General features: G+C 70.7%; 29 protein-coding genes. 17 read left to right on the forward strand and 12 right to left on the reverse strand.

The annotated features are described in order from the left end of the window. Positions 1 to 206: 206 nt before the first annotated feature. From pstS to pstB, 4 genes are all read left to right on the forward strand, one after another. A complete protein-coding gene (gene pstS / locus ACZ5CZ_RS25640; protein WP_385845489.1) occupies positions 207 to 1,337 on the forward strand; it encodes a phosphate ABC transporter substrate-binding protein PstS in 1,131 nt (376 codons plus the stop codon). 121 nt (positions 1,338 to 1,458) lie between these two features. Continuing rightward, the gene (pstC, locus tag ACZ5CZ_RS25645) at positions 1,459 to 2,469 is read left to right on the forward strand and encodes a phosphate ABC transporter permease subunit PstC (protein ID WP_468946317.1); all 1,011 of its coding nucleotides are present in this window, start codon (positions 1,459 to 1,461) and stop codon (positions 2,467 to 2,469) included. Continuing rightward, on the forward strand, positions 2,466 to 3,527 hold the full coding sequence (gene pstA, locus ACZ5CZ_RS25650; protein WP_385845491.1) for a phosphate ABC transporter permease PstA: 1,062 nt from the start codon (positions 2,466 to 2,468) through the stop codon (positions 3,525 to 3,527). The genes pstC and pstA overlap by 4 nt, the downstream gene beginning before the upstream one ends. 33 nt (positions 3,528 to 3,560) lie before the next feature. Further along, on the forward strand, positions 3,561 to 4,337 hold the full coding sequence (gene pstB / locus ACZ5CZ_RS25655; RefSeq protein WP_385845493.1) for a phosphate ABC transporter ATP-binding protein PstB: 777 nt from the start codon (positions 3,561 to 3,563) through the stop codon (positions 4,335 to 4,337). A gap of 95 nt (positions 4,338 to 4,432) precedes the next feature. On the opposite strand, the gene ACZ5CZ_RS25660 is transcribed toward pstB, so the two are convergent. Continuing rightward, positions 4,433 to 4,774, reverse strand: a complete 342-nt coding sequence (locus ACZ5CZ_RS25660; protein ID WP_385845494.1) for a winged helix-turn-helix transcriptional regulator — start codon at positions 4,772 to 4,774, stop codon at positions 4,433 to 4,435. A 97-nt stretch (positions 4,775 to 4,871) separates the two neighbouring features. Here ACZ5CZ_RS25660 and ACZ5CZ_RS25665 point away from each other — a divergent pair, with 97 nt between their 5' ends. Then, positions 4,872 to 5,753, forward strand: a complete 882-nt coding sequence (locus ACZ5CZ_RS25665; RefSeq protein WP_468946320.1) for an NAD(P)-dependent oxidoreductase — start codon at positions 4,872 to 4,874, stop codon at positions 5,751 to 5,753. Positions 5,754 to 5,766: 13 nt separating this feature from the next. Here the strand turns inward: ACZ5CZ_RS25665 and ACZ5CZ_RS25670 are convergent, their stop codons facing one another. After that, positions 5,767 to 6,243, reverse strand: a complete 477-nt coding sequence (locus ACZ5CZ_RS25670) for an ATP-binding protein (protein WP_385845496.1) — start codon at positions 6,241 to 6,243, stop codon at positions 5,767 to 5,769. 224 nt (positions 6,244 to 6,467) lie between these two features. Between ACZ5CZ_RS25670 and ACZ5CZ_RS25675 the strand changes: the two genes are divergently transcribed. The 8 genes from ACZ5CZ_RS25675 to ACZ5CZ_RS25710 all read left to right on the forward strand — a co-directional run bounded on the left by ACZ5CZ_RS25675 (position 6,468) and on the right by ACZ5CZ_RS25710 (position 10,356). Continuing rightward, positions 6,468 to 7,319 carry a helix-turn-helix domain-containing protein gene (locus tag ACZ5CZ_RS25675; protein WP_385845497.1) on the forward strand — a complete coding sequence of 284 codons (852 nt, stop codon included), beginning with the start codon at positions 6,468 to 6,470 and terminating at the stop codon, positions 7,317 to 7,319. A 9-nt stretch (positions 7,320 to 7,328) separates the two neighbouring features. Beyond that, the gene (locus ACZ5CZ_RS25680) at positions 7,329 to 7,526 is read left to right on the forward strand and encodes a DUF397 domain-containing protein (protein WP_385845498.1); all 198 of its coding nucleotides are present in this window, start codon (positions 7,329 to 7,331) and stop codon (positions 7,524 to 7,526) included. Positions 7,527 to 7,627: 101 nt separating this feature from the next. After that, positions 7,628 to 7,819, forward strand: a complete 192-nt coding sequence (locus ACZ5CZ_RS25685) for a hypothetical protein (RefSeq protein WP_385845688.1) — start codon at positions 7,628 to 7,630, stop codon at positions 7,817 to 7,819. Between the two features lie 25 nt (positions 7,820 to 7,844). Continuing rightward, the gene (locus ACZ5CZ_RS25690; protein ID WP_468946324.1) at positions 7,845 to 8,333 is read left to right on the forward strand and encodes a DUF6879 family protein; all 489 of its coding nucleotides are present in this window, start codon (positions 7,845 to 7,847) and stop codon (positions 8,331 to 8,333) included. Next, positions 8,330 to 9,160, forward strand: coding sequence for a helix-turn-helix domain-containing protein (locus tag ACZ5CZ_RS25695; protein ID WP_468946327.1), 831 nt, complete (start codon positions 8,330 to 8,332; stop codon positions 9,158 to 9,160). The genes ACZ5CZ_RS25690 and ACZ5CZ_RS25695 overlap by 4 nt, the downstream gene beginning before the upstream one ends. A gap of 32 nt (positions 9,161 to 9,192) precedes the next feature. Further along, a complete protein-coding gene (locus ACZ5CZ_RS25700) occupies positions 9,193 to 9,366 on the forward strand; it encodes a hypothetical protein (protein WP_385845501.1) in 174 nt (57 codons plus the stop codon). Between the two features lie 41 nt (positions 9,367 to 9,407). Beyond that, positions 9,408 to 9,848: a glycine-rich domain-containing protein gene (locus ACZ5CZ_RS25705; RefSeq protein ID WP_468946330.1), complete on the forward strand. Its 441-nt coding sequence runs from the start codon at positions 9,408 to 9,410 to the stop codon at positions 9,846 to 9,848. 79 nt (positions 9,849 to 9,927) lie between these two features. After that, positions 9,928 to 10,356 carry a hypothetical protein gene (locus tag ACZ5CZ_RS25710; protein WP_468946333.1) on the forward strand — a complete coding sequence of 143 codons (429 nt, stop codon included), beginning with the start codon at positions 9,928 to 9,930 and terminating at the stop codon, positions 10,354 to 10,356. 85 nt (positions 10,357 to 10,441) lie between these two features. On the opposite strand, the gene ACZ5CZ_RS25715 is transcribed toward ACZ5CZ_RS25710, so the two are convergent. Beyond that, the gene (locus tag ACZ5CZ_RS25715) at positions 10,442 to 11,440 is read right to left on the reverse strand and encodes an inorganic phosphate transporter (RefSeq protein WP_468946335.1); all 999 of its coding nucleotides are present in this window, start codon (positions 11,438 to 11,440) and stop codon (positions 10,442 to 10,444) included. Between the two features lie 7 nt (positions 11,441 to 11,447). Continuing rightward, positions 11,448 to 12,068 carry a DUF47 domain-containing protein gene (locus ACZ5CZ_RS25720; RefSeq protein WP_015493282.1) on the reverse strand — a complete coding sequence of 207 codons (621 nt, stop codon included), beginning with the start codon at positions 12,066 to 12,068 and terminating at the stop codon, positions 11,448 to 11,450. A 209-nt stretch (positions 12,069 to 12,277) separates the two neighbouring features. Here ACZ5CZ_RS25720 and ACZ5CZ_RS25725 point away from each other — a divergent pair, with 209 nt between their 5' ends. Beyond that, positions 12,278 to 12,595 carry a metal-sensitive transcriptional regulator gene (locus ACZ5CZ_RS25725; protein WP_385845505.1) on the forward strand — a complete coding sequence of 106 codons (318 nt, stop codon included), beginning with the start codon at positions 12,278 to 12,280 and terminating at the stop codon, positions 12,593 to 12,595. A 9-nt stretch (positions 12,596 to 12,604) separates the two neighbouring features. Here the strand turns inward: ACZ5CZ_RS25725 and ACZ5CZ_RS25730 are convergent, their stop codons facing one another. After that, positions 12,605 to 12,799, reverse strand: a complete 195-nt coding sequence (locus ACZ5CZ_RS25730) for a hypothetical protein (protein WP_385845506.1) — start codon at positions 12,797 to 12,799, stop codon at positions 12,605 to 12,607. Between the two features lie 90 nt (positions 12,800 to 12,889). Next, on the reverse strand, positions 12,890 to 13,774 hold the full coding sequence (locus ACZ5CZ_RS25735; protein WP_468946338.1) for an SCO4651 family lipoprotein: 885 nt from the start codon (positions 13,772 to 13,774) through the stop codon (positions 12,890 to 12,892). 158 nt (positions 13,775 to 13,932) lie between these two features. Between ACZ5CZ_RS25735 and ACZ5CZ_RS25740 the strand changes: the two genes are divergently transcribed. Beyond that, on the forward strand, positions 13,933 to 14,106 hold the full coding sequence (locus ACZ5CZ_RS25740; protein WP_385845508.1) for a hypothetical protein: 174 nt from the start codon (positions 13,933 to 13,935) through the stop codon (positions 14,104 to 14,106). On the opposite strand, the gene ACZ5CZ_RS25745 is transcribed toward ACZ5CZ_RS25740, so the two are convergent. From ACZ5CZ_RS25745 to ACZ5CZ_RS25770, 6 genes are all read right to left on the reverse strand, one after another. Next, positions 14,088 to 14,495, reverse strand: a complete 408-nt coding sequence (locus ACZ5CZ_RS25745; protein WP_385845509.1) for an NUDIX hydrolase — start codon at positions 14,493 to 14,495, stop codon at positions 14,088 to 14,090. The two genes, ACZ5CZ_RS25740 and ACZ5CZ_RS25745, sit on opposite strands and share 19 nt — an antisense overlap. Positions 14,496 to 14,507: 12 nt before the next feature. Then, positions 14,508 to 15,662, reverse strand: coding sequence for a CHAD domain-containing protein (locus tag ACZ5CZ_RS25750; RefSeq protein WP_468946341.1), 1,155 nt, complete (start codon positions 15,660 to 15,662; stop codon positions 14,508 to 14,510). After that, positions 15,643 to 17,997: an RNA degradosome polyphosphate kinase gene (locus tag ACZ5CZ_RS25755; RefSeq protein ID WP_385845511.1), complete on the reverse strand. Its 2,355-nt coding sequence runs from the start codon at positions 17,995 to 17,997 to the stop codon at positions 15,643 to 15,645. The genes ACZ5CZ_RS25750 and ACZ5CZ_RS25755 overlap by 20 nt, the downstream gene beginning before the upstream one ends. Positions 17,998 to 18,105: 108 nt before the next feature. Next, complete coding sequence (locus ACZ5CZ_RS25760; RefSeq protein WP_385845512.1) at positions 18,106 to 19,086, reverse strand: ABC transporter permease; 981 nt, start codon at positions 19,084 to 19,086, stop codon at positions 18,106 to 18,108. Beyond that, positions 19,083 to 19,958, reverse strand: coding sequence for an ABC transporter ATP-binding protein (locus ACZ5CZ_RS25765; RefSeq protein ID WP_385845513.1), 876 nt, complete (start codon positions 19,956 to 19,958; stop codon positions 19,083 to 19,085). Before ACZ5CZ_RS25765 ends, ACZ5CZ_RS25760 begins: the two co-directional genes overlap by 4 nt. After that, positions 19,955 to 20,341, reverse strand: a complete 387-nt coding sequence (locus ACZ5CZ_RS25770) for a GntR family transcriptional regulator (RefSeq protein ID WP_385845689.1) — start codon at positions 20,339 to 20,341, stop codon at positions 19,955 to 19,957. The genes ACZ5CZ_RS25765 and ACZ5CZ_RS25770 overlap by 4 nt, the downstream gene beginning before the upstream one ends. Before the next feature lie 123 nt (positions 20,342 to 20,464). Here ACZ5CZ_RS25770 and ACZ5CZ_RS25775 point away from each other — a divergent pair, with 123 nt between their 5' ends. Together ACZ5CZ_RS25775 and ACZ5CZ_RS25780 are read left to right on the forward strand one after the other, a co-directional pair. Further along, positions 20,465 to 21,016: an RNA polymerase sigma factor gene (locus ACZ5CZ_RS25775; protein WP_385845514.1), complete on the forward strand. Its 552-nt coding sequence runs from the start codon at positions 20,465 to 20,467 to the stop codon at positions 21,014 to 21,016. Further along, positions 21,013 to 21,879: a cupin domain-containing protein gene (locus ACZ5CZ_RS25780; RefSeq protein ID WP_468946345.1), complete on the forward strand. Its 867-nt coding sequence runs from the start codon at positions 21,013 to 21,015 to the stop codon at positions 21,877 to 21,879. Before ACZ5CZ_RS25775 ends, ACZ5CZ_RS25780 begins: the two co-directional genes overlap by 4 nt. Positions 21,880 to 21,980 lie beyond the last annotated feature (101 nt).

Genomic DNA, 21,980 nt, shown 5'->3' on the forward strand with positions numbered 1-21,980 from the left:
TCCACGTGCCCTCCCCGTAAGCATTCCGTGACCTCACCGGGCCGATGGCAGGGGTTCACTCCCCGTTCACTTCCGGCCATCGGCGGCTTCACCTGTTCTGCCTAATTTCGGCCGTACCGGATGAGGAGTGCGGCCGTAAGCGCGCTCCCGTCACCTGACTTTGCGCGCCGCCGACAGCGGCGGCTCCTGGAAGGAACTCCCGAAAAGTGAAGCTTCAGCGCAAGAACCGGCTGCGGGCCCTTTCCCTCGGTGCTGTCGCCGTCACCGGCGCCCTGGCCCTGACGGCGTGCGGCTCCGACGACACCGGCAAGAGCGGCTCGACGGGCGGTAACTCGTCCGCCCCCGCGGCCGGCTCGATCAAGTGCGACGGTGCCAAGGGGCAGCTGCTCTCGGACGGCTCTTCCGCGCAGAAGAACGCGATCGACGCCTGGGTCAAGAACTTCTCCCAGGCCTGTGGTGTGCAGATCAACTACAAGGCGGGCGGCTCCGGCGCCGGTGTGACCGCGTTCACCCAGGGCCAGATCCCGTGGGCCGGCTCCGACTCCGCGCTGAAGCCCGAAGAGGTCGCCGCCTCCAAGAAGGTCTGCTCCGGCGGTCAGGGCATCGACCTGCCGATGGTCGGCGGCCCGATCGCGATCGGCTACAACCTGAACGGCGTGGACAACCTGGTCCTCGACGCCCCGACCCTGGCGAAGATCTTCGACGGCAAGATCACCAACTGGAACGACGCGGCGATCGCGAAGCTGAACCCGAAGGCGAAGCTCCCCGACCTGAAGATCCAGGCCTTCCACCGCTCGGACGACTCCGGCACCACGGACAACTTCACCAAGTACCTGAAGGCCGCCACCCCGGAGAACTGGAAGTACTCGGGCGGCAAGACCTGGCAGGCCCAGGGCGGCCAGTCCGCCGCGCAGTCCTCCGGTGTGGCCCAGCAGGTCAAGCAGACCAACGGCGCCATCGGCTACTTCGAGCTGTCCTACGTCGGTGACGGCCTCAAGGCGGTCAGCATCGCCACGGGTGCCGCCCAGCCGGTCGCCCCCACCACCGACAGCGCCACCAAGGCCATCGCGGACGCCAAGGTCGTCGGCACCGGCAAGGACCTGTCGCTGAAGCTCAACTACACCACCAAGGCCGAGGGCGCGTACCCGATCACCCTGGTGACGTACGAGATCGTCTGCGACAAGGGCAACAAGGCCGACACCCTGCCGACCGTGAAGTCCTTCCTCAACTACATGGCTTCCGAGGACGGCCAGAAGATCCTCAGCGGCATCAGCTACGCGCCGATGCCCGACGCGATCATCGGCAAGGTCCGCTCCACCATCGCGGGCCTGAGCTGACCTGATCCGAGAGTGCGGCCCGGTTCCCACGGCCTTTCCGCGGGCCGGGCCGCACCGTCCGGTGCACCGCCGCCAGGAGCCGCCCACCGAAGGTGAGCGGCTCCGCAGACCGGAGATCCCGATGGACATATCGACGACGAAGACAACCGACGCACCTCCCCCCATCCCCCAGCCGGCCGCGACCGAGAACAAGCTCGCCGCCCGTGGCGCGACCCGCCCCGGTGACCGCATCTTTCTCGGGCTGTCCCGCGGCTCCGGCATCCTGCTGCTGGTGGTCATGGCCGCGATCGCGGTCTTCCTCACCTACCGTGCCTCGCTCGCGATCAGCAAGGACCACGGCAACTTCCTGACCACCTTCGAGTGGAACACCAACACCGTGCCGCCGGTCTTCGGCATCGCGGTGCTGGTCTTCGGCACCGTGGTCTCCTCGGTCATCGCCATGGTCCTGGCCGTGCCGGTCGCGGTCGCCATCGCGCTGTTCCTCACCCACTACGCCCCGCGCCGGCTGAGCGGCGCCATCGCGTACGTCATCGACCTGCTCGCCGCCGTACCGTCCATCGTGTACGGCCTGTGGGGCGCCCTGATCCTCGTCCCGCACATGACCGGGCTGTACGGCTGGCTGAACGACTACCTCGGCTGGACGGGCATCTTCTCCTGGCAGGGCGGCGCGCCCCGCTCGATGCTCACCGTCGGCGTGCTGCTCGCGATCATGATCCTGCCGATCATCACCAACGTCAGCCGCGAGGTCTTCCGGCAGGTCCCGCGGATGCACGAGGAGGCCGCCCTGGCCCTCGGCGCCACCCGCTGGGAGGTGATCCGGATGGCCGTCCTGCCCTTCGGCCGCTCCGGCGTGATCTCCGCCTCCATGCTCGGCCTCGGCCGCGCCCTCGGCGAGACGATGGCCGTGGCCACCGTGCTCTCGCCGACCTTCGACATCCAGAGCAGCCTGCTCGACCCGGGCGGCGGCACCTTCGCCCAGAACATCGCCAGCAAGTTCGGCGAGGCGACGCAGGACGGCCGGGATGCGCTCATCGCCTCCGGTCTGGTGCTGTTCGTCATCACCCTGCTGGTCAACGGCGCGGCCCGCGCGATCATCGCCCGCCGCAAGGAGTACTCGGGGGCCAACGCATGAGCACCGCAGCCGTCACCGACAAGCTGCCCGGCAGCCTGCGCAGCGCGCGTCTGCCGAAGTGGTCGCCGTGGGCGATCGCCGCCGGCTCCGTCGCCGTCGCGGTGGGCATCGGCCTCGCCGCCGGACTGCACAGCAAGGTGGAGTGGGGTCTGATCGCCGCGCTCCTCTTCCTGCTCGGCACGTTCGTCATCGCCACCCGCGTCGAGGGCCGCCGGCAGGCCAAGGACCGGATCGCCACCGCGCTGGTCTGGGTCGCCTTCCTGCTCGCGGTCATCCCGCTGGTCTCGCTGATCTGGACCACCGTCAAGCGCGGTGTGAAGGTCCTCGACTTCTACTTCCTCTCCCACTCCATGGGCGTCGTCGCCGACTCCGAGCCGGGCGGCGGCATCTACCACGCCATCCTCGGCAGCCTGGAGCAGGTGGGTCTCGCCACCCTGATCGGCGCCCCGATCGGTGTGCTCACGGCGATCTACCTGGTGGAGTACGGCCGCGGCAAGCTCGCCCGTGCGGTCACCTTCTTCGTCGACGTGATGACGGGCATCCCGTCGATCGTCGCGGGTCTGTTCATCCTCAGCATCATGCTGATGTTCCAGATGCAGCCGTTCGGCTTCGCCGGCTCGCTGGCCCTGGCCATCCTGATGATGCCGGTCGTGGTCCGCTCCACGGAGGAGATGCTGAAGCTCGTCCCGAACGAGCTGCGTGAGGCGTCCCTGGCGCTCGGTGTGCCGAAGTGGCGCACCATCCTGAAGGTGGTCCTGCCGACCTCCATCGGCGGCATCACCACCGGCATCATGCTGGCCATCGCCCGTATCGCGGGTGAGACGGCGCCGGTGCTGCTGCTGGTGTGGGGCAACTCCTTCATCAACGCCAACCCCTTCTCCGGGGCCCAGCAGGCGCTGCCGCTGTACATCTACCAGCAGTACGCCAACAGCTCCGGCTCCACCGCGGCCTACGACCGCGCCTGGGCGGCGTCGCTCACGCTGATCGCCTTCGTGATGATCCTCAACATGGTGGCCCGCGGCATCGCCCGCTGGAAGGCCCCGAAGACCGGTCGCTGACGCGGCCAGCGACTGACTGGAAGTGAAGTAGTAATGGCCAAGCGAATCGACGTAAGCGGACTGACCGCCTACTACGGCTCCCACAAGGCGATCGAGGACATCTCGATGACCGTCGAGCCGCGTTCGGTGACGGCGTTCATCGGCCCCTCCGGCTGCGGCAAGTCGACGTTCCTGCGCACGCTCAACCGGATGCACGAGGTCACCCCGGGCGGCCGCGTCGAGGGCAAGGTGCTCCTGGACGACGAGGACCTCTACGGCACGGGCGTCGACCCGGTGTCGGTGCGGCGCGAGGTGGGCATGGTCTTCCAGCGCCCGAACCCGTTCCCCACCATGTCGATCTTCGAGAACGTGGCCGCCGGGCTGCGGCTCAACGGCAACTTCAAGAAGTCCGAGCTGAACGACATCGTCGAGAAGTCGCTCAAGGGCGCGAACCTCTGGAACGAGGTCAAGGACCGCCTGAACAAGCCGGGCTCCGGCCTCTCCGGCGGCCAGCAGCAGCGTCTGTGCATCGCCCGCGCGATCGCGGTCGAGCCGAAGGTCCTGCTGATGGACGAGCCCTGCTCCGCCCTGGACCCGATCTCCACCCTCGCCATCGAGGACCTGATCGGCGAGCTGAAGGAGCGCTTCACGATCGTCATCGTGACGCACAACATGCAGCAGGCGGCGCGTGTCTCGGACCGTACGGCGTTCTTCAACCTGGCCGCGGTCGGCCAGCCGGGCCGTCTGATCGAGATCGACGACACCGAGCGCATCTTCTCCAACCCGTCCGTCCAGGCCACGGAGGACTACATCTCCGGCCGCTTCGGCTGAGCCGGACCCCGATACCCCTCGCGGTGCTGCATGGCGGTGCCACCGCGAGGTCGCAAGAGGGCCCGCCCCTGACTCCCGGGGGCGGGCCCCTTGCGCTATGCGCGTTCCCCGCGCTCGCGTCCCCAGGCGGCCAGCGGCTCGAGTGCGTCGTTGAGGCGCATCCCGTCCGCGGTCAGGGAGTACTCGACGCGGGGCGGCACCTCGTCGTAGGAGACGCGGTGTACGACGCCGTCCGCCTCCAGCTCACGCAGATGGGAGGCCAGCACCTTCTCGGTGATCCCCGGAAGCAGCCGGCGCAGCTCGCCGAAGCGGCGGCGGGGGTGCTCGTGCAGCGCCCAGAGGATCAGCACCTTCCACTTGCCGCCGATCACCTCCATCGCGGCGTCGATCCCGCAGACGTGTCCGTCCGGTGCGCCCGGCCGGTTCAGCGTCGTCATGCCCCCACCCTTCCGACGTGCTCGCTCACCCCGGGGTAACCACCCACAACCAAGTGCGTACTTGATCACCCCCGGCCCTGTGACGAGCCTAATCGGCATGACACGCAACCCTGCTGAGAAGACTCCCGTCACTGTGCTGGGCCTCGGCGCGATGGGCACCGCGCTGGCCCGCACCTGGCTCGCCGCCGGCCACCCGCTCACCGTCTGGAACCGCACCCCGGCCCGCGCCACGGCACTCGCCGCCGAGGGCGCACGGGTCGCGGACAACGCCTCTGCGGCGGCCGCAGCGACCACCCTGCTCATCGTCTGTCTCCTGGACGACGCCTCGGTCGACGAGGTGCTGGCCGACACCGACCTGGCCGGCAAGGACGTGGTCAACCTGACCACCAGCACCCCCGCCCAGGCCCGCGCCCGGGCCGCGTGGGCCCGCGAGCGCGGCGCCCGCTACCTGGACGGCGGAATCATGGCCGTCCCTCCGATGATCGGCGTCCCCGAAGCCGGCGGCTACGTCTTCTACAGCGGCTCGCGGGAGCTGTTCGAGCGCCACCAGGAGACCCTGGCCGTCCCCGCCGGCACCACCTACGTCGGCGAGGACGCGGGCTTCGCGGCCCTGCACGACGTGGCCCTGCTCAGCGCCATGTACGGGATGTTCGCCGGCGCCGCACACGCCTTCGCACTGATCCGCAAGGAGAACATCGACCCGGCGTCCCTTGCCCCGCTGCTGGCCGACTGGCTCGCCGCAATGGCCCCGTCGGTCCACCAGACCGCCGCCCATCTGCGCAGCGGCGACTACACCGAGGGCGTCGTCTCCAACCTCGCCATGCAGGTGGCCGGCACACCGACCTTCCTGACCACAGCCGAGGAACAGGGCGTCAGCCCGCACCTGCTCACCCCCTATTTCGACCTGATGCGCCGCCGCCTGGCCGAGGGCAGCGGCGAGGAGGATCTGACGGGGGTGATCGACCTGCTGGTGCACTGACCAGCCGGCGTTGTCAGTCCAGGGTGGGCCGTGCTCTTCCGGCCTGCTGCCCACCCACCTCGAACCACAGCAGCTTCCCCGCCCCCCGATCCAACGGGCTGTCACCGAGCGGCCACCCGCCCCACGCGTCGGCGCATTCCTGTACGAGGTGCAGCCCCCGCCCCGCTTCGGCGCCGACCGGTGCAGGCGGAACCCGATCCCGGGGCGGCGCACCGAAAGGGGCGGGTACGCGGGGGTGGCTGTCCCACACGCCCACCCGGATCCGCCCGTCGCTGAGGGCGGTGAGCCGAAGGGAAGCGGGGCCGTCGGTGTGCCGGTAGGAGTTGGTGACCAGCTCGGACGTCAACAGTTCGACAGGGTCGAGAACTTCGTTTCTGCCGTGCTCGTTCAGGATGGCCCGGGCGGTCACCCGTGCGACGCGCACTGCTCGGGGATCGTGAGGCAGGCGAAGGGCGTACACCCAGGTGTCGGGCAGGGATACGGTGCCCATGAAGACCTCCGTCCAGAGAAGGGAACTTGGCTTCGCGCAACTGCTTCGCCCTGCGGTGGCTTGCCTCTGTGGGTGCGCTTCCGGCTGAGGAGCGGGAGGAGTTGGGCGGCTGACGCAGATAACATAGCGAGGGCGCTGGTAGGTATTCCATGGAATCGTAGAAGATCTACCAATTGCCACCCGTGTGAGTGACGTAGAAGGCCCGTGTCGAGGAGAACGCCGCCATGCCGCCCGCCCCTACCGCGACCCTTCGCCAGCAGCGCCTGGGTGCCGAGCTGCGCAAGCTCCGAGAACGTGCCGGACTCACGTCAACGGCGGCTGCCGCGCTCCTCGGCGCTCCGCAAGCCCGGATCAGCAACATCGAGGCCGGGCGCTACGCGGTGAGTGCCGATCGTGTGCGCACACTGGCCCGCAACTACAGCTGCGCCGACGAGGCGTATGTCGACGCGCTCGCCGGCATGACGGGTGCGCGGACGCGGGGGTGGTGGGAGGAGTATCGCGGCAACCTGCCGGCCGGCCTGCTGGACCTCGCCGAACTCGAACACCATGCCGTGACGATGCGGGTGGCTGTCACTGTTCACATGCCTGGCTTGCTCCAGACACCGGAGCACGCCCGCGCCACCATGCGAGAAGCCGTACCGCCGCTTCGCCCGTACGAGATCGAGCATCGCGTCTCCTACCGCGTGAAGCGGCAGATGGTTCTGTTCGAAGACACCCCCACCCGTTACACGGCCATCGTCCATGAGGCCGCGCTGCGCATGGGATTCGGCGGTGCCGAGATTGCCCGTGCTCAGCTTCGCCACCTCCTGGAAATGAGCGACGAGCCCACGATCACCGTGCTCGTGCTGCCGTTCGGACAGACCGGTTTTCCCGCCTCCGGCCAGCCGATCACCTACGCGACCGGGCCGGTTCCACAACTCGACACGGTCGTCCTGGACACGGACCACGGCTGCGAGTTCCTGGACGCGGAGGCACAGTTGCACCGCTATCGGTCGGTACTGGACCGCATGGAGTCGCGTGCTCTGCCCGAACCCGAGTCCCGGGATCTCATCCGCCGTATCGCAAAGGAACTTTGAGGAGCCGCCATGTCCGAGGTCACCTGGCAGAAGTCCACGTACAGCGCGGAAGCCGCCAACTGCGTCGAGATAGCGACCACTCGCGCAGGGCTCCATATCCGAGACTCCAAGAGCCCCGCCATGGCTCACCTCACCATCGCCCCCGTCTCCTGGGCGGACTTCCTCCGGTACCTGGCGGAAGCCGGAGGCGCGGACGCAGTTCGTTGACGGTTTCCAGAAGCGGAAACCGAGGGCTCTTGCCGGGCGTGGGACGGGGTCGGGACGATCAGTGGTGACGACCGGTCCACATGTGGGAGGAGCCTGCGGTGGTGAAGCTGACTCGGCTGGTGGGGGACTGCGATGAAGGCGAGTGTCCGACGCTGTATGCCACCGACCGGGGGACCTTGGTGGTGCAGGGCGCCCTGCTGGCCGACCACGGTCGGGACGTTCCGGCGCACGAGGCCCTCGTGGAGATCCCCGTCGCACTGATCCGAAAGGCTGTCCGTGACCACCTCGTCTAGCCGGACGCTCGGAGAATGGTTCACCGTGTTCGAGCGCGAAGCGTTCCGGCTGGAGACGTTCGACGACTACAGCCAGTCGGGCGGTGTCGAGGCCTACCAGGCCTTCCTGGCAGGGCAGGAGCAGCCGGAGTCGTACAAGACGGCCGCATGGCTGACAACGGTCGGGGAGGCCACCAGGGCGGGTAAGCGTGTGTACCGCGTGCATGTACTGTCCCGCCCGCTCAGCGACTATCTCCGGTTCGAGTTGTCCTGGGGATACCGGCGCAACATGGCCGCCGGTGAGGAGTTCTTCATCCTCGACACCACCGAGCAGGCGAACCCGATCCCTGATGCGCCCGACTTCTGGATGTTCGACGACACCTCTGCGGCAGTGATGGCGTACGACCGCGCAGGGAAGTATCTCGGGAGTGCGTTCGCGGAGGAGGAAGGGCTGGCTGAACTCCGGGCCTACCGCGACACGGCGCTGGCGCACGCCGTTCCGTTCACGGAATGGTGGGCACGGCACGGAGAGTGAACAAGGGCGAGCTGGGTTCCGCTCTGCGGGCGCTGCGGCAGGCATCCGGAAAGGAAGCCAAGACCGTCGCCCGCAGAGCGGCCATGTCCGGTTCCAAGCTGTCCAAGATCGAGAACGGCGGCATCATGCCGAGCGTCGTGGACGTGGAACAGATCCTTACCGCCTTGGGTGTCTCCGAGGACGTCAAGGCCGAGTACATGACGGCCGCTCGGGCAGCGGCGACGGAGGCGACGGCCTGGCGTCTGTACCGGCGGCTCGGATATCACCGGAAGCAGCAGCAGATCCAGGCGATCGAAGCCCGTACGACTCTGCTGCGGCTCTTTCAGCCCGCGCTTGTGCCGGGTCTTCTGCAAACACCGGAATACATCCAGGCCGTCCTCGGTCGTAAAGGTCTCACTGCGGACCAGCTTGCCCGGGCGGTAGGGGCACGGCTCGCGAGGCAGAGCATTCTGTACGAGCCGGGTCGGCGGCTTCGCTTCGTTGTCACTGAGTCGGTACTGCGGTGGAGAATCGTCCCACCACTGATGATGGCCGGACAGCTCGACAGGATCATTTCCGTTTCGCGACTTCCCAGCGTCGATCTGAGGATTGTGCCGCTGTCCGCGCGGCAGACTGATTTCCCCAGCCACTCCTTCTCGATCAAGGATGATCGGGTGGTGACGGTGGAGACCGTGCATGCGGAGCTGGCGGTGACCGATCCGCGAGATGTCGCCCTCTACGTCGAGAAATTCGAGCAGTTTGCCCGCGTCGCCATTTCCGGGGATGCCATGCGGAGCTTGGTCGAAGACGTCCGGGATGAGTTCTTGAGGGAACAGGAAACCGACTAGAGCGGTGTCCCTGGCCTGTCGAAGATGGGGCCATGGAGAGCGACGAGTACGGGCTGGTGTTGGTCGGCGAGCCGTCGCCCAGGCCGAGTTGCCCGACGTGCCTGTCCCTGGCCGTCGAGCGGACGAACGCACGCTCCTGCGGAAATCTCAGCGCTGTGACCGACGCCAATGTGCTGCTGCGTCGACACCAGCAGCAGGCGCACTGACGTGACGGATCGGATCACATGGAAGAAGGGGAGGAAACTCTATGACTGTGGCTCCTGACAGGACGGCCGTCGCCTCGCGTCGCGGCCGGGATCTCGTGGCGCCCGAGTTGTTCGAGCGGATGACGGACTTCTGCGCCGAGGAGTACGGGTATGAGCGTTCCCTGGCCGAGCGGATCATGAGCGAGGCGCTGGCGTTCGTGGATGTCATGGGTGTGACCGGCGAGGCGATGTCGCCGTCCAGGGTCGTGGATCCGGGCTGGCACACGTTCATGCTGCATACGGAGGAGTACGCCGAGTTCTGCCTGACCCGGTACGGCCGGTTCATCCACCATGCCCCCAAGTCCCGCTACCGGGATCGCGCCACGATGGCGGACGTGGTGTCCAGGATCCGGGCCCACGGCTACGAGGTCGACGAGTCCCTGTGGGGCGCCAAGGCGGAGTGCAACGAGCCGGCCTGCTGCGGCGACGGCCCCTGCTGCTGACACCGGGCGTTGTCAGTGCCCACCGCTAGAGTCCGGCCCTCGGAAATTCCGGACGCCAGGTGGCAAAAAGGGAGTTCTCATGGCGACTGCCGAGGGAGCCAAGGGGCGGGGGAGGGTGACCGTCTTCTCGCTGTTCGGGCCCGTCTTCGGCTACTCCTCCGTCCTTGTGGACGACCGTCAGGTGGCCTATGTGGGGCCACTGACCCCCGGGGTCGGGTGGCGGGTGCTGTGGCGGATGGCGGGGCGGTGCCACGGTGACGGGGTGAGCGAGACCAGGAAGGCCGAGTGGATCGTGTCGCAGGCGTCCCGGGCGTTCATCTGCGGGAGCGGTGTCGTCGTGAAGCTCGCCGACGCCGACTGGGTGATGGAGCCGGGCGGCTGGGTCGTGGAGTTGGGTGGGTCCTGGTGCAACCAGGATGTGCTGGTCACTGGGGATCTTGCGGTGCCGGAGCTGAGTGGCGAGCAGGTCGCGGCGAGGCGTACCTGGTATCCGCAGTATGGGGAGTGATGGCCGGGGGCCATAAAGCCCAGAAAGCAGCCCACCCGCCTCCAGGTCGATTTGGGGCGGGTGGGTCAGGTGTGTGCGAGAGGCGTTACAGCACCGTCAGTTTGAGGATGCCGAAGGACGCGGCTGCCACCAGGGCTGCTGCCGGCATGGTGATGAACCAGCCCAGGACGATGTTCTTGGCCACGCCCCAGCGGACCGCGTTGACCCGCTTGGTCGCGCCGACGCCCATGATCGCCGAGGTGATGACATGGGTGGTGGAGATCGGCGCCTTGAAGAGGAACGCCGTACCGAACATGATCGACGCGCCGGTGGCCTCCGCGGCGAAGCCCTGCGGCGGGTCCAGCTCGATGATCTTGCGGCCGAGGGTGCGCATGATGCGCCAGCCGCCGGCGTAGGTGCCGAGCGACAGCATGACCGCCGAGACGATCTTCACCCAGACCGGGATCGGGGCGCCGAAGGTGGTGTGGCCGGAGATCACCAGGGCCATCACCACGACACCCATCGTCTTCTGGGCGTCCTGGAGGCCGTGACCGAGGGCCATGCCGGCCGCCGACACCGTCTGCGCTATGCGGAAGCCCCGCTTCGCCTTGTGCGGGTTGGCGCGGCGGAACAGCCACATGATCGCCAGCATCGCCAGATAGCCGATGATCAGGCCGACCACGGGGGACAGGATCATCGGGATGATGATCTTGTCGACGACGCCGTTCCAGTGGACCGCCGTACCGCCCGCCAGGGCCGCGCCCACCAGGCCGCCGAACAGCGCGTGGGAGGAGGAGGACGGCAGGCCGTAGTACCAGGTGACCAGGTTCCAGGCGATGGCGCCGACGAGGGCGGCGAAGAGGATGCCCATGCCGGTGGAGCCGGAGGGCGACTCGATCAGGCCCTCGCTGACCGTCTTGGCGACCCCGGAGCCGAGGAAGGCGCCGGCCAGGTTCATCACGGCCGCCATGGCGAGGGCGGCGCGCGGGGTGAGGGCGCGGGTCGACACGGACGTCGCGATCGCGTTGGCCGAGTCGTGGAAGCCGTTGGTGTACGTGAAGAGGAGCGCGACCGCGATGGTCACGACCAGGGCGAGGGTGGCCATCGACGCCTCAGGACTCCTTGACGGCGATGGTCTCCACCGTGTTCGCCACGTGCTCGAACGCGTCCGCCGCCTCTTCCAGGACGTCCACGATCTGCTTGAGCTTGAGCACCTCGATCGCGTCGTACTTGCCGTTGAAGAGGTGGGCCAGCAGCTTGCGGTGGATCTGGTCGGCCTGGTTCTCGAGGCGGTTGACCTCGATCCAGTACTCGGTCAGGTTGTCCATCGTGCGGAGGTTCGGCATCGCCTCCGCGGTCAGCTCGGCCGCGCGCGCGAGGACCTCGATCTGCTGCTCGACGCCCTTCGGCAGCTCCTCGACGTTGTAGAGGACGACGAGGTCGACGGCCTCCTCCATGAAGTCCATGATGTCGTCCAGGGAACCGGCGAGGGCGTAGATGTCCTCGCGGTCGAACGGCGTGATGAACGAGGAGTTCAACTGGTGGAAGATCGCATGCGTGGCGTCGTCACCTGCGTGTTCCGCGGCCCGCATACGCTCTGCGATCTCGGCCCGGGCGGACGAGTCCGCCCCGAGCAGTTCCATCAGGAGTTTCGAGCCCGTGACGATGTTGTCCGCGGATGCGGCGAACATGTCGTAGAAGCTCGTCTCCCTGGGGGTCAGACGAAAGCGCACGTGTGGTCCTCGGGGTGCTTCGGTTTCGGTCAGGCTGATGCTAGGCGCATCATCCGGCCACGGCTAATGGGCCGTCCCCCAGTGTCGCCCATCAGGCACAGTGATCAGCACGGGGGCGTACCAAGGGGTCCCTACCCCGCGAAGTTGGTTACCATATACCCAATGGGGGTATGTGTTCACAATTGCTCGTCCCTGGACGGAGGCCCGCGATGACGACGACCGAGGCCGGCGCCACGCACGCCACCACGCACGGCTACCACAAGCAGAAGGACGAGCACCTCAAGCGGCTGCGCCGGATCGAGGGGCAGATCCGCGGGTTGCAGCGCATGGTGGACGAGGACACCTACTGCATCGACATACTCACCCAGGTCTCCGCCTCCACCAAGGCGCTCCAGTCGTTCGCGCTCCAGCTGCTGGAGGAGCATCTGCGGCACTGTGTCGCCGACGCGGCGCTGAAGGGCGGGGACGAGATCGAGGCGAAGGTGGAAGAGGCGACCAAGGCGATCGGGCGGCTGCTGCGCACCTGAGCCGAGGCGTCAGCGGGTGGCTGAAACCGGCTGCTGGGGGGCGGGGCGGTCCTCCGAGACGCGGAGCACCTGGTCGATGCGCTCCGGGCTGAGCCGGTCCTCGGCGGCCGAGGCCGCGATGATCAGCTCTCCGCACAGCTCGATCTCGGCGAGGGCCACGTGGTCCTGAACCGCCGTGCCGCCGACCGGAGCCACTCGTCTCACCTCTTCTCTGCCGTCACCGCTTCCTAGGGTAGGGAGCTCCCTACGCACCGCGCATGGCACGGACGGGCTAGTAGGGGGTGGCGGCACGGACTAGTCGCGGCCCCGGGACCCACCTCTGGCGCCGTCCCCTTCGTCGTCCTCCGCGATCCGGCCCGCGTAGATGTCCCGGCCGGCCGGAAGCCGTACGTCGGCGGGGCTGCCGAAGTCGTACAGCAGGGTCGTCGAGGCGACCGCCACGGGCGTCTGCTGCCGGCCGTTGACGAAGCTGAAGCGCTGCCTGAGCTTGCGGATCCGGCCCTGGTCGTCCAGATAGGCGTCGAACGGCACCTCGGCCGTGGCGAACCCTTTCGCCGCGGCGGCGAGCGCCGCCCGGTCGGGCGGGCCCGCGTACCGGGCGGCGCGGGCCAGGTCCGCCGTGCCCCGGTAGTGCCGTACCGCGGTCCCGGCGACCTCGGCCGGGCCCAGGTACGTCGCCTCGCGCGTCCCGCGCAGCACCTCCGCCGCCGTGTACGGGTCGGTCGCGCCGCCGGTCACCAGGTTGCCGTCGGAGAGGCCGGCGGTGTCCACCCGCACCCACTTGTCGGCCGGCACCCCGGCGCCGCGGTTCTTCATGAACAGCGCGCCCGGCGCCAGCAGCTCGGTGATGGGCCGGTGTTCCGGGGCGCCGGCCGGGTCCTCGGGCAGGACGACGGTGAGCCGGCCGAGGTGGCGCCGGTAGTCGTAGACGCCCTTGCCGCGGATGGTGACCCGGGTGCCGCCGGTGGCCATCTCCATGGAGGTGGTGGCCTTCGACGTGCCCGCTCCGGCGAGGTTGTCGGCCGCCCGGTGCAGCAGGGGCACCGGGTCGCCGGCGCCCTTGGCGGCCTCGGCGGCGGCGCCGCTGCCGGAACAGCCCGAGGTGCCCGATCCGAGGCCCAGCACGATCCCCAGGGCGAGGACCGTCCTGCCCGCGCGCCACCGCTGCCGCCGATCCATCGCCTGCCTACCCCCAGCCGGGTACGTCCGTCACGGGCCCACCTGTCGACCGGTTAACGACCGGTAGGGGGTGCCGTCACGCGCCGTCGGTACGGGGGGAGGAGCAAAAGGCATACGACCGTACGAGCCTTTTACCTCGGGTGGGTAACGTTGTCGGGGTGGCGCAGGAGGACGGGCCGGAGCGGGTCCGACAGGGGCAGGAGCACCTCACCTCGACGATGGAACAGGGCCGTTTCTGTGTGGCCCGGTGCAGTTGCGGCTGGCGCGGCCCCGCCCGCAGAGCCCGCAGCCAGGCGCGTACGGACGCGGAGCATCACGCCGCCGAGCTGTGAAAGGCGTCCACCAGGTCCCGGTCGCGGGGCTGGGTGAGCCGGGCGCGGGCCTCCTCCGGGGAGAGCCAGCGGACCCGGTCGACCTCGGCGTTCGGCGTGAAGTGGCCGGAGACCGCCTCGGCCGCCCAGTACCGCACCTGCTTCGGGCGGCCGCCCGCCAGATAGTGCAGGGTGGGCAGCTCGGGGCCGGGCCGCGCCGTGTAGCCGGTCTCCTCGGCGACCTCGCGCAGGGCGCCCGCGAGCGCGTCCTCGCCCCGCTTGAGCTTGCCTTTCGGATGCGACCAATCGTCATATTTGGGTCGGTGGACCAGGCAGATCTCCAGCTCGCCGGTGAGGGGCGAGCGGCGCCACAGGACGCAGCCCGCCGCCCGGACCGGGGTGTCGTTCACACCGCCTCCTGTCTAGGGAGTGCCGACCGTCTGCTTCTGCCAGGCCTGCTGGAAGGCGAACCTGGCCGCCTCGACCTCGTGCCGCTGGTCGGCGTGGAGGACGCCGAGGGCGTAGGCCGTCGCCGGGGCGATCCGCGGGGTGCGGGCCGCCTGGGCCGCCGCGGCCGCCGCCTCCGAGGCGTCCCGGTGCCGGTTCAGGGCCCGGCCCGCGGTCAGCAGCCGTACGTCCACCGGGGTGTTGCCGCCGTGCAGCACCTCCTGGGCGTACCGGTGCAGGCGCAGCAGCAGGCGGACCTGGTGCCAGGGGCCGTCCTGGGGGTGCGGGGACGGGTCCGGGGACAGGCCGTGGACCAGGGCCTCCGCGTTGTAGGGGTGGCCGGCGGTGACCAGGGGCAGGGCGACGACGGCGTCCGTGAGGCGTTCCTCGGCGGCCCTGGCCAGGGGGTGCAGGCCGGTGTCGGAGGCGCCGGCGGTGAGCGGCACCTCGCTGGCGAGTAAGGCCACCTTGTCGGCCACGGCGTGGAAGCGGCTGGAGCCCAGGGCCTGGAGGGCCGTGGAGTGCGCCCTGGTCCGGGCGAGGGTGAGCTGGCGGTCCAGGAGGGCGCCCGCCTTCGCCGCGCCCACGGTGAGGTTGCCGCGCTCCGGGGCCGCTGTGGCGCGGGCCGGGCCGACGGCGGTGTCCAGTGCCCGCGCGGCCGTGGCCGAGGCGCCCGCAGCTTTGGCCGAGGCGCCTCCGGCCCGGCCGTCGGCCAGGGCCTGGGCTCCTCCGGGGCGGCCGTCCGCCATCGCCTGGGCCGGGAACACCGTCGCCCCCGACAGCCGGTGCAGCGCCAGCAGCAGCCGCTCCAGGCGGGACTCGTAGGCGTGTTCCAGGGCCAGGGTGCCGGAGACCCAGGCCAGTTCGGGCCGCATCTCCTCGGCCCAGTCGGGGTCGAGGAGGGTGCGGAAGGTGTGCAGGCTGGCGCTGATACGACGGGCCGAGCGGCGCAGCAGCAGGGCCGCGTCGACGGTCTCCTCCGTGCCGCCGGCCGCGCCGCCGCCGGTCTCCCGGTGCAGGCGCAGCGCGCGGAGGAACTCCGTGGCCTGGGTGCGCAGATACGCCGCGAGGGCGTCCCCGGTCACCACCCCGGCCGCGGGGTCCGTCGGGTCAAGGTGTTGCTGTGCCACGCCGGCGCCTCCGGGCGTCTATGAGCATCTCCTGGACGTTGCGCAGGGGTTGGCCGTCCGCGTCGGTCGCGTGTCGCGTCCACTCGCCGTCCGGGCCGAGGTGCCAGGAGGCGGTGGAGTCGGACATGCCGGTGTCCAGCAGCCGGTTGAGGGCTGCGCGGTGGCCGGGGTCGACGACCCGGACCAGGGCCTCTATCCGGCGGTCGAGGTTGCGGTGCATCATGTCGGCGCTGCCGATCCACACCTCGGGCTCGCCGCCGTTGCCGAAGGCGAAGACCCGGGAGTGCTCCAGGAAGCGGCCGAGGACGGAGCGGACCCGGATGTTCTCCGACAGGCCCGCGACACCGGGGCGGATCGCGCAGATGCCGCGCACCCAGACGTCCACCGGCACGCCCGCCTGGGACGCGCGGTAGAGGGCGTCGATGACCGCCTCGTCCACCATCGAGTTGACCTTGATGCGGACGAAGGCCGGGCGGCCCGCGCGGTGGTGCTGGACCTCCTTGTCGATCCGCGAGACCAGGCCGTCGCGCAGCGACTTGGGGGCCACCAGCAGCCGGCGGTAGGTCTCGCGGCGCGAGTAGCCGGACAGCCGGTTGAAGAGGTCGGAGAGGTCCGCGCCGACCTGCGGGTCGGCGGTGAGCAGGCCGAGGTCCTCGTACAGCCGGGCGGTCTTCGGGTGGTAGTTGCCGGTGCCGACGTGGCTGTAGCGGCGCAGGGTGTCGCCCTCCTGGCGGACCACCAGGGACAGCTTGCAGTGGGTCTTCAGGCCGACCAGGCCGTAGACGACGTGACAGCCGGCCTCCTCCAGCTTGCGCGCCCACTTGATGTTGGCGTGCTCGTCGAAGCGGGCCTTGATCTCGACCAGGACCAGGACCTGCTTGCCGGACTCGGCGGCGTCGATGAGCGCGTCGACTATGGGGGAGTCGCCGGAGGTGCGGTACAGGGTCTGCTTGATGGCGAGGACGTCCGGGTCGGCCGCCGCCTGCTCCAGGAAGGCCTGCACGGAGGTGGAGAAGCTGTCGTACGGGTGGTGCAGCAGGACGTCCCGGGCGCGCAGGGCGGCGAAGATGTCGGGGGCCGACGCGGACTCGACCTCGGCGAGGTCGCGGTGGGTGCCGGCGACGAACTTCCGGTACTTCAGTTCCGGCCGGTCGAGGCTGTGGATGCGGAAGAGGCCGGTGAGGTCCAGCGGGCCGGGCAGCGGGTAGACCTCCGCCTCGGAGATCTTCAGCTCGCGGACCAGCAGGTCCAGCACCTCGCGGTCGATGGACTCCTCGACCTCCAGGCGCACCGGCGGCCCGAAGCGGCGCCGCATCAGTTCCTTCTCCAGGGCCTGGAGGAGGTTCTCGGTGTCGTCCTCCTCCACTTCCAGGTCCTCGTTGCGGGTGAGCCGGAAGGCGTGGGACTCCAGCACCTCCATGCCGGGGAACAGCTCTTCCAGGTGCGCGGCGATGACGTCCTCGACGGGGACGTACCGGCCGGGGCTGCTCTCCAGGAAGCGGGACAGCAGCGGCGGCACCTTCACACGCGCGAAGTGCTTGTGGCCGCTGACCGGGTTGCGCACGATCACGGCCAGGTTCAGGGACAGGCCGGAGATGTACGGGAAGGGGTGCGCCGGGTCGACGGCCAGCGGGGTGAGCACGGGGAAGATGCGGTGCCGGAACAGCGTGAACAGGCTGGCCTGCTCCTTGTCGGTCAGCTCGTTCCAGCGGACCAGGTGGATGCCCTCCTCCGCGAGCGCGGGGGCGACGTCCTCGTGGTAGCAGGCGGCGTGCCGGGCCATCAGCTCGCGCGAGCGGGCCCAGATCATCTCCAGGACCTCGCGTGGCTGGAGCCCGGAGGCGGACCGGGTGGCCACCCCGGTGGCGATACGGCGCTTCAGGCCGGCGACCCGGACCATGAAGAACTCGTCCAGGTTGCTGGCGAAGATCGCGAGGAAGTTGGCGCGCTCCAGCAGCGGGGTGTCCGGGTCCTCGGCCAGCTCCAGCACCCGCTCGTTGAAGGCGAGCCAGCTGCGCTCCCGGTCGAGGAACCGGCCCTGCGGCAGGGGGGTGCCGCCGGTCGCGGACTCCTCGTACGCGTCGAGGTCCGCGTCGATGTCGGGTTCCAGGTCGGAGACGGTCGCCGCCACGGTGTGCGGGCGGTGAGCGGCTATGGAGCCCACGGGGGGCTGGGCGGGCTGGACCGGTGCCTGGGCTTCTTGCTGACTCATGAACCCATTCTTCCGCGCCGAGGGCATCACAGGCGCGTCGGAACGTGCGGGCGGCAGCGGCACCACCCCGTTCGGCACCGGCCCCTCGGGGGGCGGCGAAGGCTCAGGCACGGCGGGCTTCATTGGCCGAGCGTCGCAAGCCCGGCTGAATCACTGGTTACGGCGACATGACGTGCGGGATAGCGGGGGGCGGCTCCCGAGGGGCCGGCGGCGGGTTGCCGCCGGCCGCGCTCACGAGGTGAGGCGGCGCAGCACGCGGAAGGAGGCGAGCGCCAGCAGGGCGGCGGCGGTGAGGAGCAGCGCGGTGGTGAGGAGCTGGAGCGGCCAGTAGTGCGAGGCGGGGTGGTAGGTGTTGAAGTAGCCGACGGCGTGCGCCCGGCGCAGGGCGGCGTCGCACTGGGTCTCGCTGAGGCAGTCCGGCAGCGGGAGCCGGGCGCCGGTGCGGGTGACCAGGCCCTGGCCGAGGGAGATGCCCACGCCTGTGGGGCCGCCCGCCTTCAGGTCGCTGACCTGGGTGACCGTGGGCCACAGGTGCGGCATCAGCTGCTGGGCGAGGCTCTGCACACCGAGGGTGACCGCCGTGCCGAGGGCGAGCGCGGGCAGCGTACGGCGGACCAGCAGGCCCGCCAGCGCGCCGGCCGCGAGCCCGGCGAGGGCCAGGGCGGCGATGGTGGGGCCGTTGGCGTGGAAGGTCCAGATGTCGTACCAGCTCTTGCGGGTGTCGATACGGCCCCGGCCCGCTTCCCAGGCGAGGCGGTGCAGCCAGAACAGCAGCGAGGTGCCGGCGGTGACGAGGACCGCGGGGACGGCCAGCCGTACGGCGAGCCAGCGGGCGGGGGAGGCGGCCTGGGTCCAGGCCAGCCGGGCGGTGCCGGTCTCCAGTTCCCGGGCGGTCAGCGTGGCGCCCGCCCAGGCGGCGACCAGGAGGGGCAGCGCGTCCAGGGCGTAGGTGAGCCAGTTGTAGGCGTCCTTGTAGCGGATGATCGCCGACTGGTCGTACCGGCAGCGGGGGGTCGTACAGGCGTTGTACTGCCGCCAGCCGTCGGCGGCCGCGTCGGCGAGCGGGCCGTGCAGCGCGAGCAGCGCGGCGGCCAGGGCGACGACCAGGGCCGCCCAGGTGTACAGGGCGGGGCGGTGCAGGCGCAGCAGCCAGCGGGCCTGGCGGGGGCGGGCCGGGGTGGTGCGGGCGGGGGCGATGGTCGCGGTGGTCATGCGGCGCACTCCTGGGTGAGGCTCGGCGCCTCGGGGTTGCGGAGATGGGCGAGGACCAGTTCCTCCAGCGAGGGCACCGTGGTGCGCCAGTCGGCGGGGAGCGGTCCGGTGGGGCGGAGCAGCGCGCTCAGCTGGCGGCCGGTGACCCGGGACTCCACCACGGTGTGCGCGCCGAGGTCGGCGGAGGCGGCGCCGGAGACCCGGCGGTGGGCGGCGAGCAGGTCGTCGATCTCCCCGGCCAGCCGTATCCGTCCGCCGCCGACCAGCAGCAGATGGTCGCAGGAGTCCTCCAGCTCGGCGACGACGTGCGAGGACATCACGATGGTGGTGCCGTACTGGGCGGCCTGGGACATCAGCGTGCCCATGAGGTCGTGCCGGGCCAGCGGGTCGAGGTCGGCCATCGGTTCGTCCAGGAGCAGCAGTCCGGGCCGTTTGCCGAGGGCGAGGGCGAGCGCGACGCGGGTGCGCTGGCCGCCGGAGAGGGAGCGGATCCGGGTGCCGGGGTCGAGGTCGCCGGCGGCGACCACGCGCGCGGCGAGGTCCGCGTCCCAGCGCTCCGGGTTGAGGTCGGCGCCCATGCGCAGTGTCTCGGCGACGGTGAGCTGCGGGTACAGGGGCTTGTCCTGGGCGACGAAGCCGACCCGGGGGCGGGCCGCGGCGGGGGTCGTGCCGAGCACCCGGAGCCGGCCCTCGGTGGGCGGGAGCAGTCCGGCGGCGAGGGCGAGGAGGGTGGACTTGCCGGCGCCGTTCGGCCCGACGAGCGCGCACACCCGCCCGGTGGGGAGCCGGAAGGCGCAGTCGCGCAGGCCCCAGCCTCCCCGGCGTCCGAAGCGCCTGCCGAGGCCTTCCGCCTCGATCGCGGTGCCGCTCATGACTGTTCTCCCTGGAAGTGCGTGTCGAGTACGGCGGTGAAGAGCGCAACCACGTCCTCGCGCTCCAGGCCCGCCGCGTGGGCGCGCCGGGCCCAGTCCGCCAGCTCGGTGCGGAGCGGGGAGTCGGCCGGGGCGGTGCCCAGCGTCCGGCGCACGAAGGTGCCGAGTCCGCGCCGCGCCTCGACCAGGCCCTCCCGCTCCAGTTCGCGGTAGGCCTTGAGGACGGTGTTGGGGTTGATCGCGGTGGCCTCGACCACCTCGCGGGCCGTGGGCAGCCGGTCGCCCGGCACCAGCAGGTTCAGCCGGATGGCCTGCTTGGTCTGCTGGACGATCTGCATGTAGGTGGCGACCCCGCTGTGCCGGTCGATGCGGTACTCGACCACCCGCTCCACCACCCTTTCACTAATTGAGTAGTGAAAGGGTGGTGGGAGCGGGGGTCGGAAGTCAAGCCGAAATTGCCCGGTGGTTCCGTGAACCGATCAGCCGGTCCGGTCCGATGAGGAGATGTGAGCGAGACGAGAAGCGACGGGGAGCTGCTGCGGGCCATCGCGGCGGACCGGGACCGGCGCGCGTTCGAGGAGCTGTACCGGCGGTACGCGCCCTGGCTGACCGCGCGGCTGCGCGGCCGCTGCGCCGACCCCGGCCTCGTGGACGACGTCGTACAGGAGACGTTCCTCGGCATCTGGCGGGGCAAGGCCCGCTACCGCGAGGACGGGTCCGCCCCGGACGCCGCCGGATGGCTGTGGCGGATCGCGGCGCGCCGGCTGGTCGACGCGCTGCGCGGCGACGGGGCCCGCGGCCGGCTGCGGCAGGCGCTGGCCCGGCTGCGCCACCGGGACGAGGTGTCCGCCGAGGAGCGGGTGCTGGCCGGGGTGGAGCACGGGGATCTGGCGGGCGCGCTGGTCCGGCTCTCCCCGGAGCTGCGGGCGGTGCTCCAGGCGACGGTGGTCGACGGCCTGACCACGCGGGAGGCGGCCGTCCTGCTCGGGATCCCCCCGGGCACGGTCAAGACACGGGCGATGCGCGCCCGGAAGCAACTGCGGGAGGCGCTGGCATGAGCCGGGACATGGCCGAAGGCGCCGGGGCGACCTGGCATCTCGGGTCGGAGGAGTTGCGGGCCTATGCGCGCGGCGAGCTGGTGGCCCCGCTGCTGTGGTCCGCCGACACCCATCTCGCCGGCTGCGCGCGCTGCCGGTCGGTGCTGGCCGAGGCCGCGGACCCGGAGGCGCTGGACGCGGGCTGGGCGCGGCTGGACGCGGAGCTGGACGCGCCGCGCCCTGGCCTGCTGGAGCGGCTGCTGGTACGGCTCGGGGCCGCCGACCACACGGCCCGGCTGCTGGCCGCGACCCCGGTGCTGCGCCGCTCCTGGCTCACCGCGGTGTCGCTGCTGCTGGCGCTGTCGGTGCTCACCGCGCACTCCGCGCACTCGGACCGGCTCTTCCTGGCCGTGGCGCCGCTGCTGCCGCTCGCCGGGGTCGCCCTCTCCTACGGGCCCGCGCTGGACCCGACGTACGAGATGGCGGTCGTCGCGCCGCTGCACGGCTTCCGGCTGCTGATGATCCGCACGGTCGCCGTGCTCGTCGCCGGGCTGGGCCTGACCGGGCTGGCCACGCTGTTCCTGCCGGGCTTCGGGCTGGGCGCGCTCGGCTGGCTGCTGCCCTCGCTCGCGCTCACCGCGACCGGGCTCGCGCTGACGCCCCGGCTCGGCCCCGTCCTCGCCCCCTCGCTCACCGGCGGGGCCTGGGCCGTGCTGCTGCTGGCGGCAGGCGGGGCACCGGGCGGCGGCGACCGGGTGCCGGTGCCGTTCACCGCGGCCGGGCAGGGCGTGGCGGCGGGGGTCGCCGCGCTCGCCGCCGCGCTGCTCTACCTCGCCCGCGACCGCTTCGACCGCTCGGTCCTCGCACACGGGGGTCCCGAGTGACGGGGGTGGCGGCCGGGCGGGTTCCGGTGCGGGTGCGGTGCGCCCTTGCCGGGGTCGCCGGGCCGGTGCGGGTGCCGTGTGCCCTTGCCGGGTCCGCCAAG

The organism is Streptomyces sp. NPDC031418, assembly GCF_055581605.1.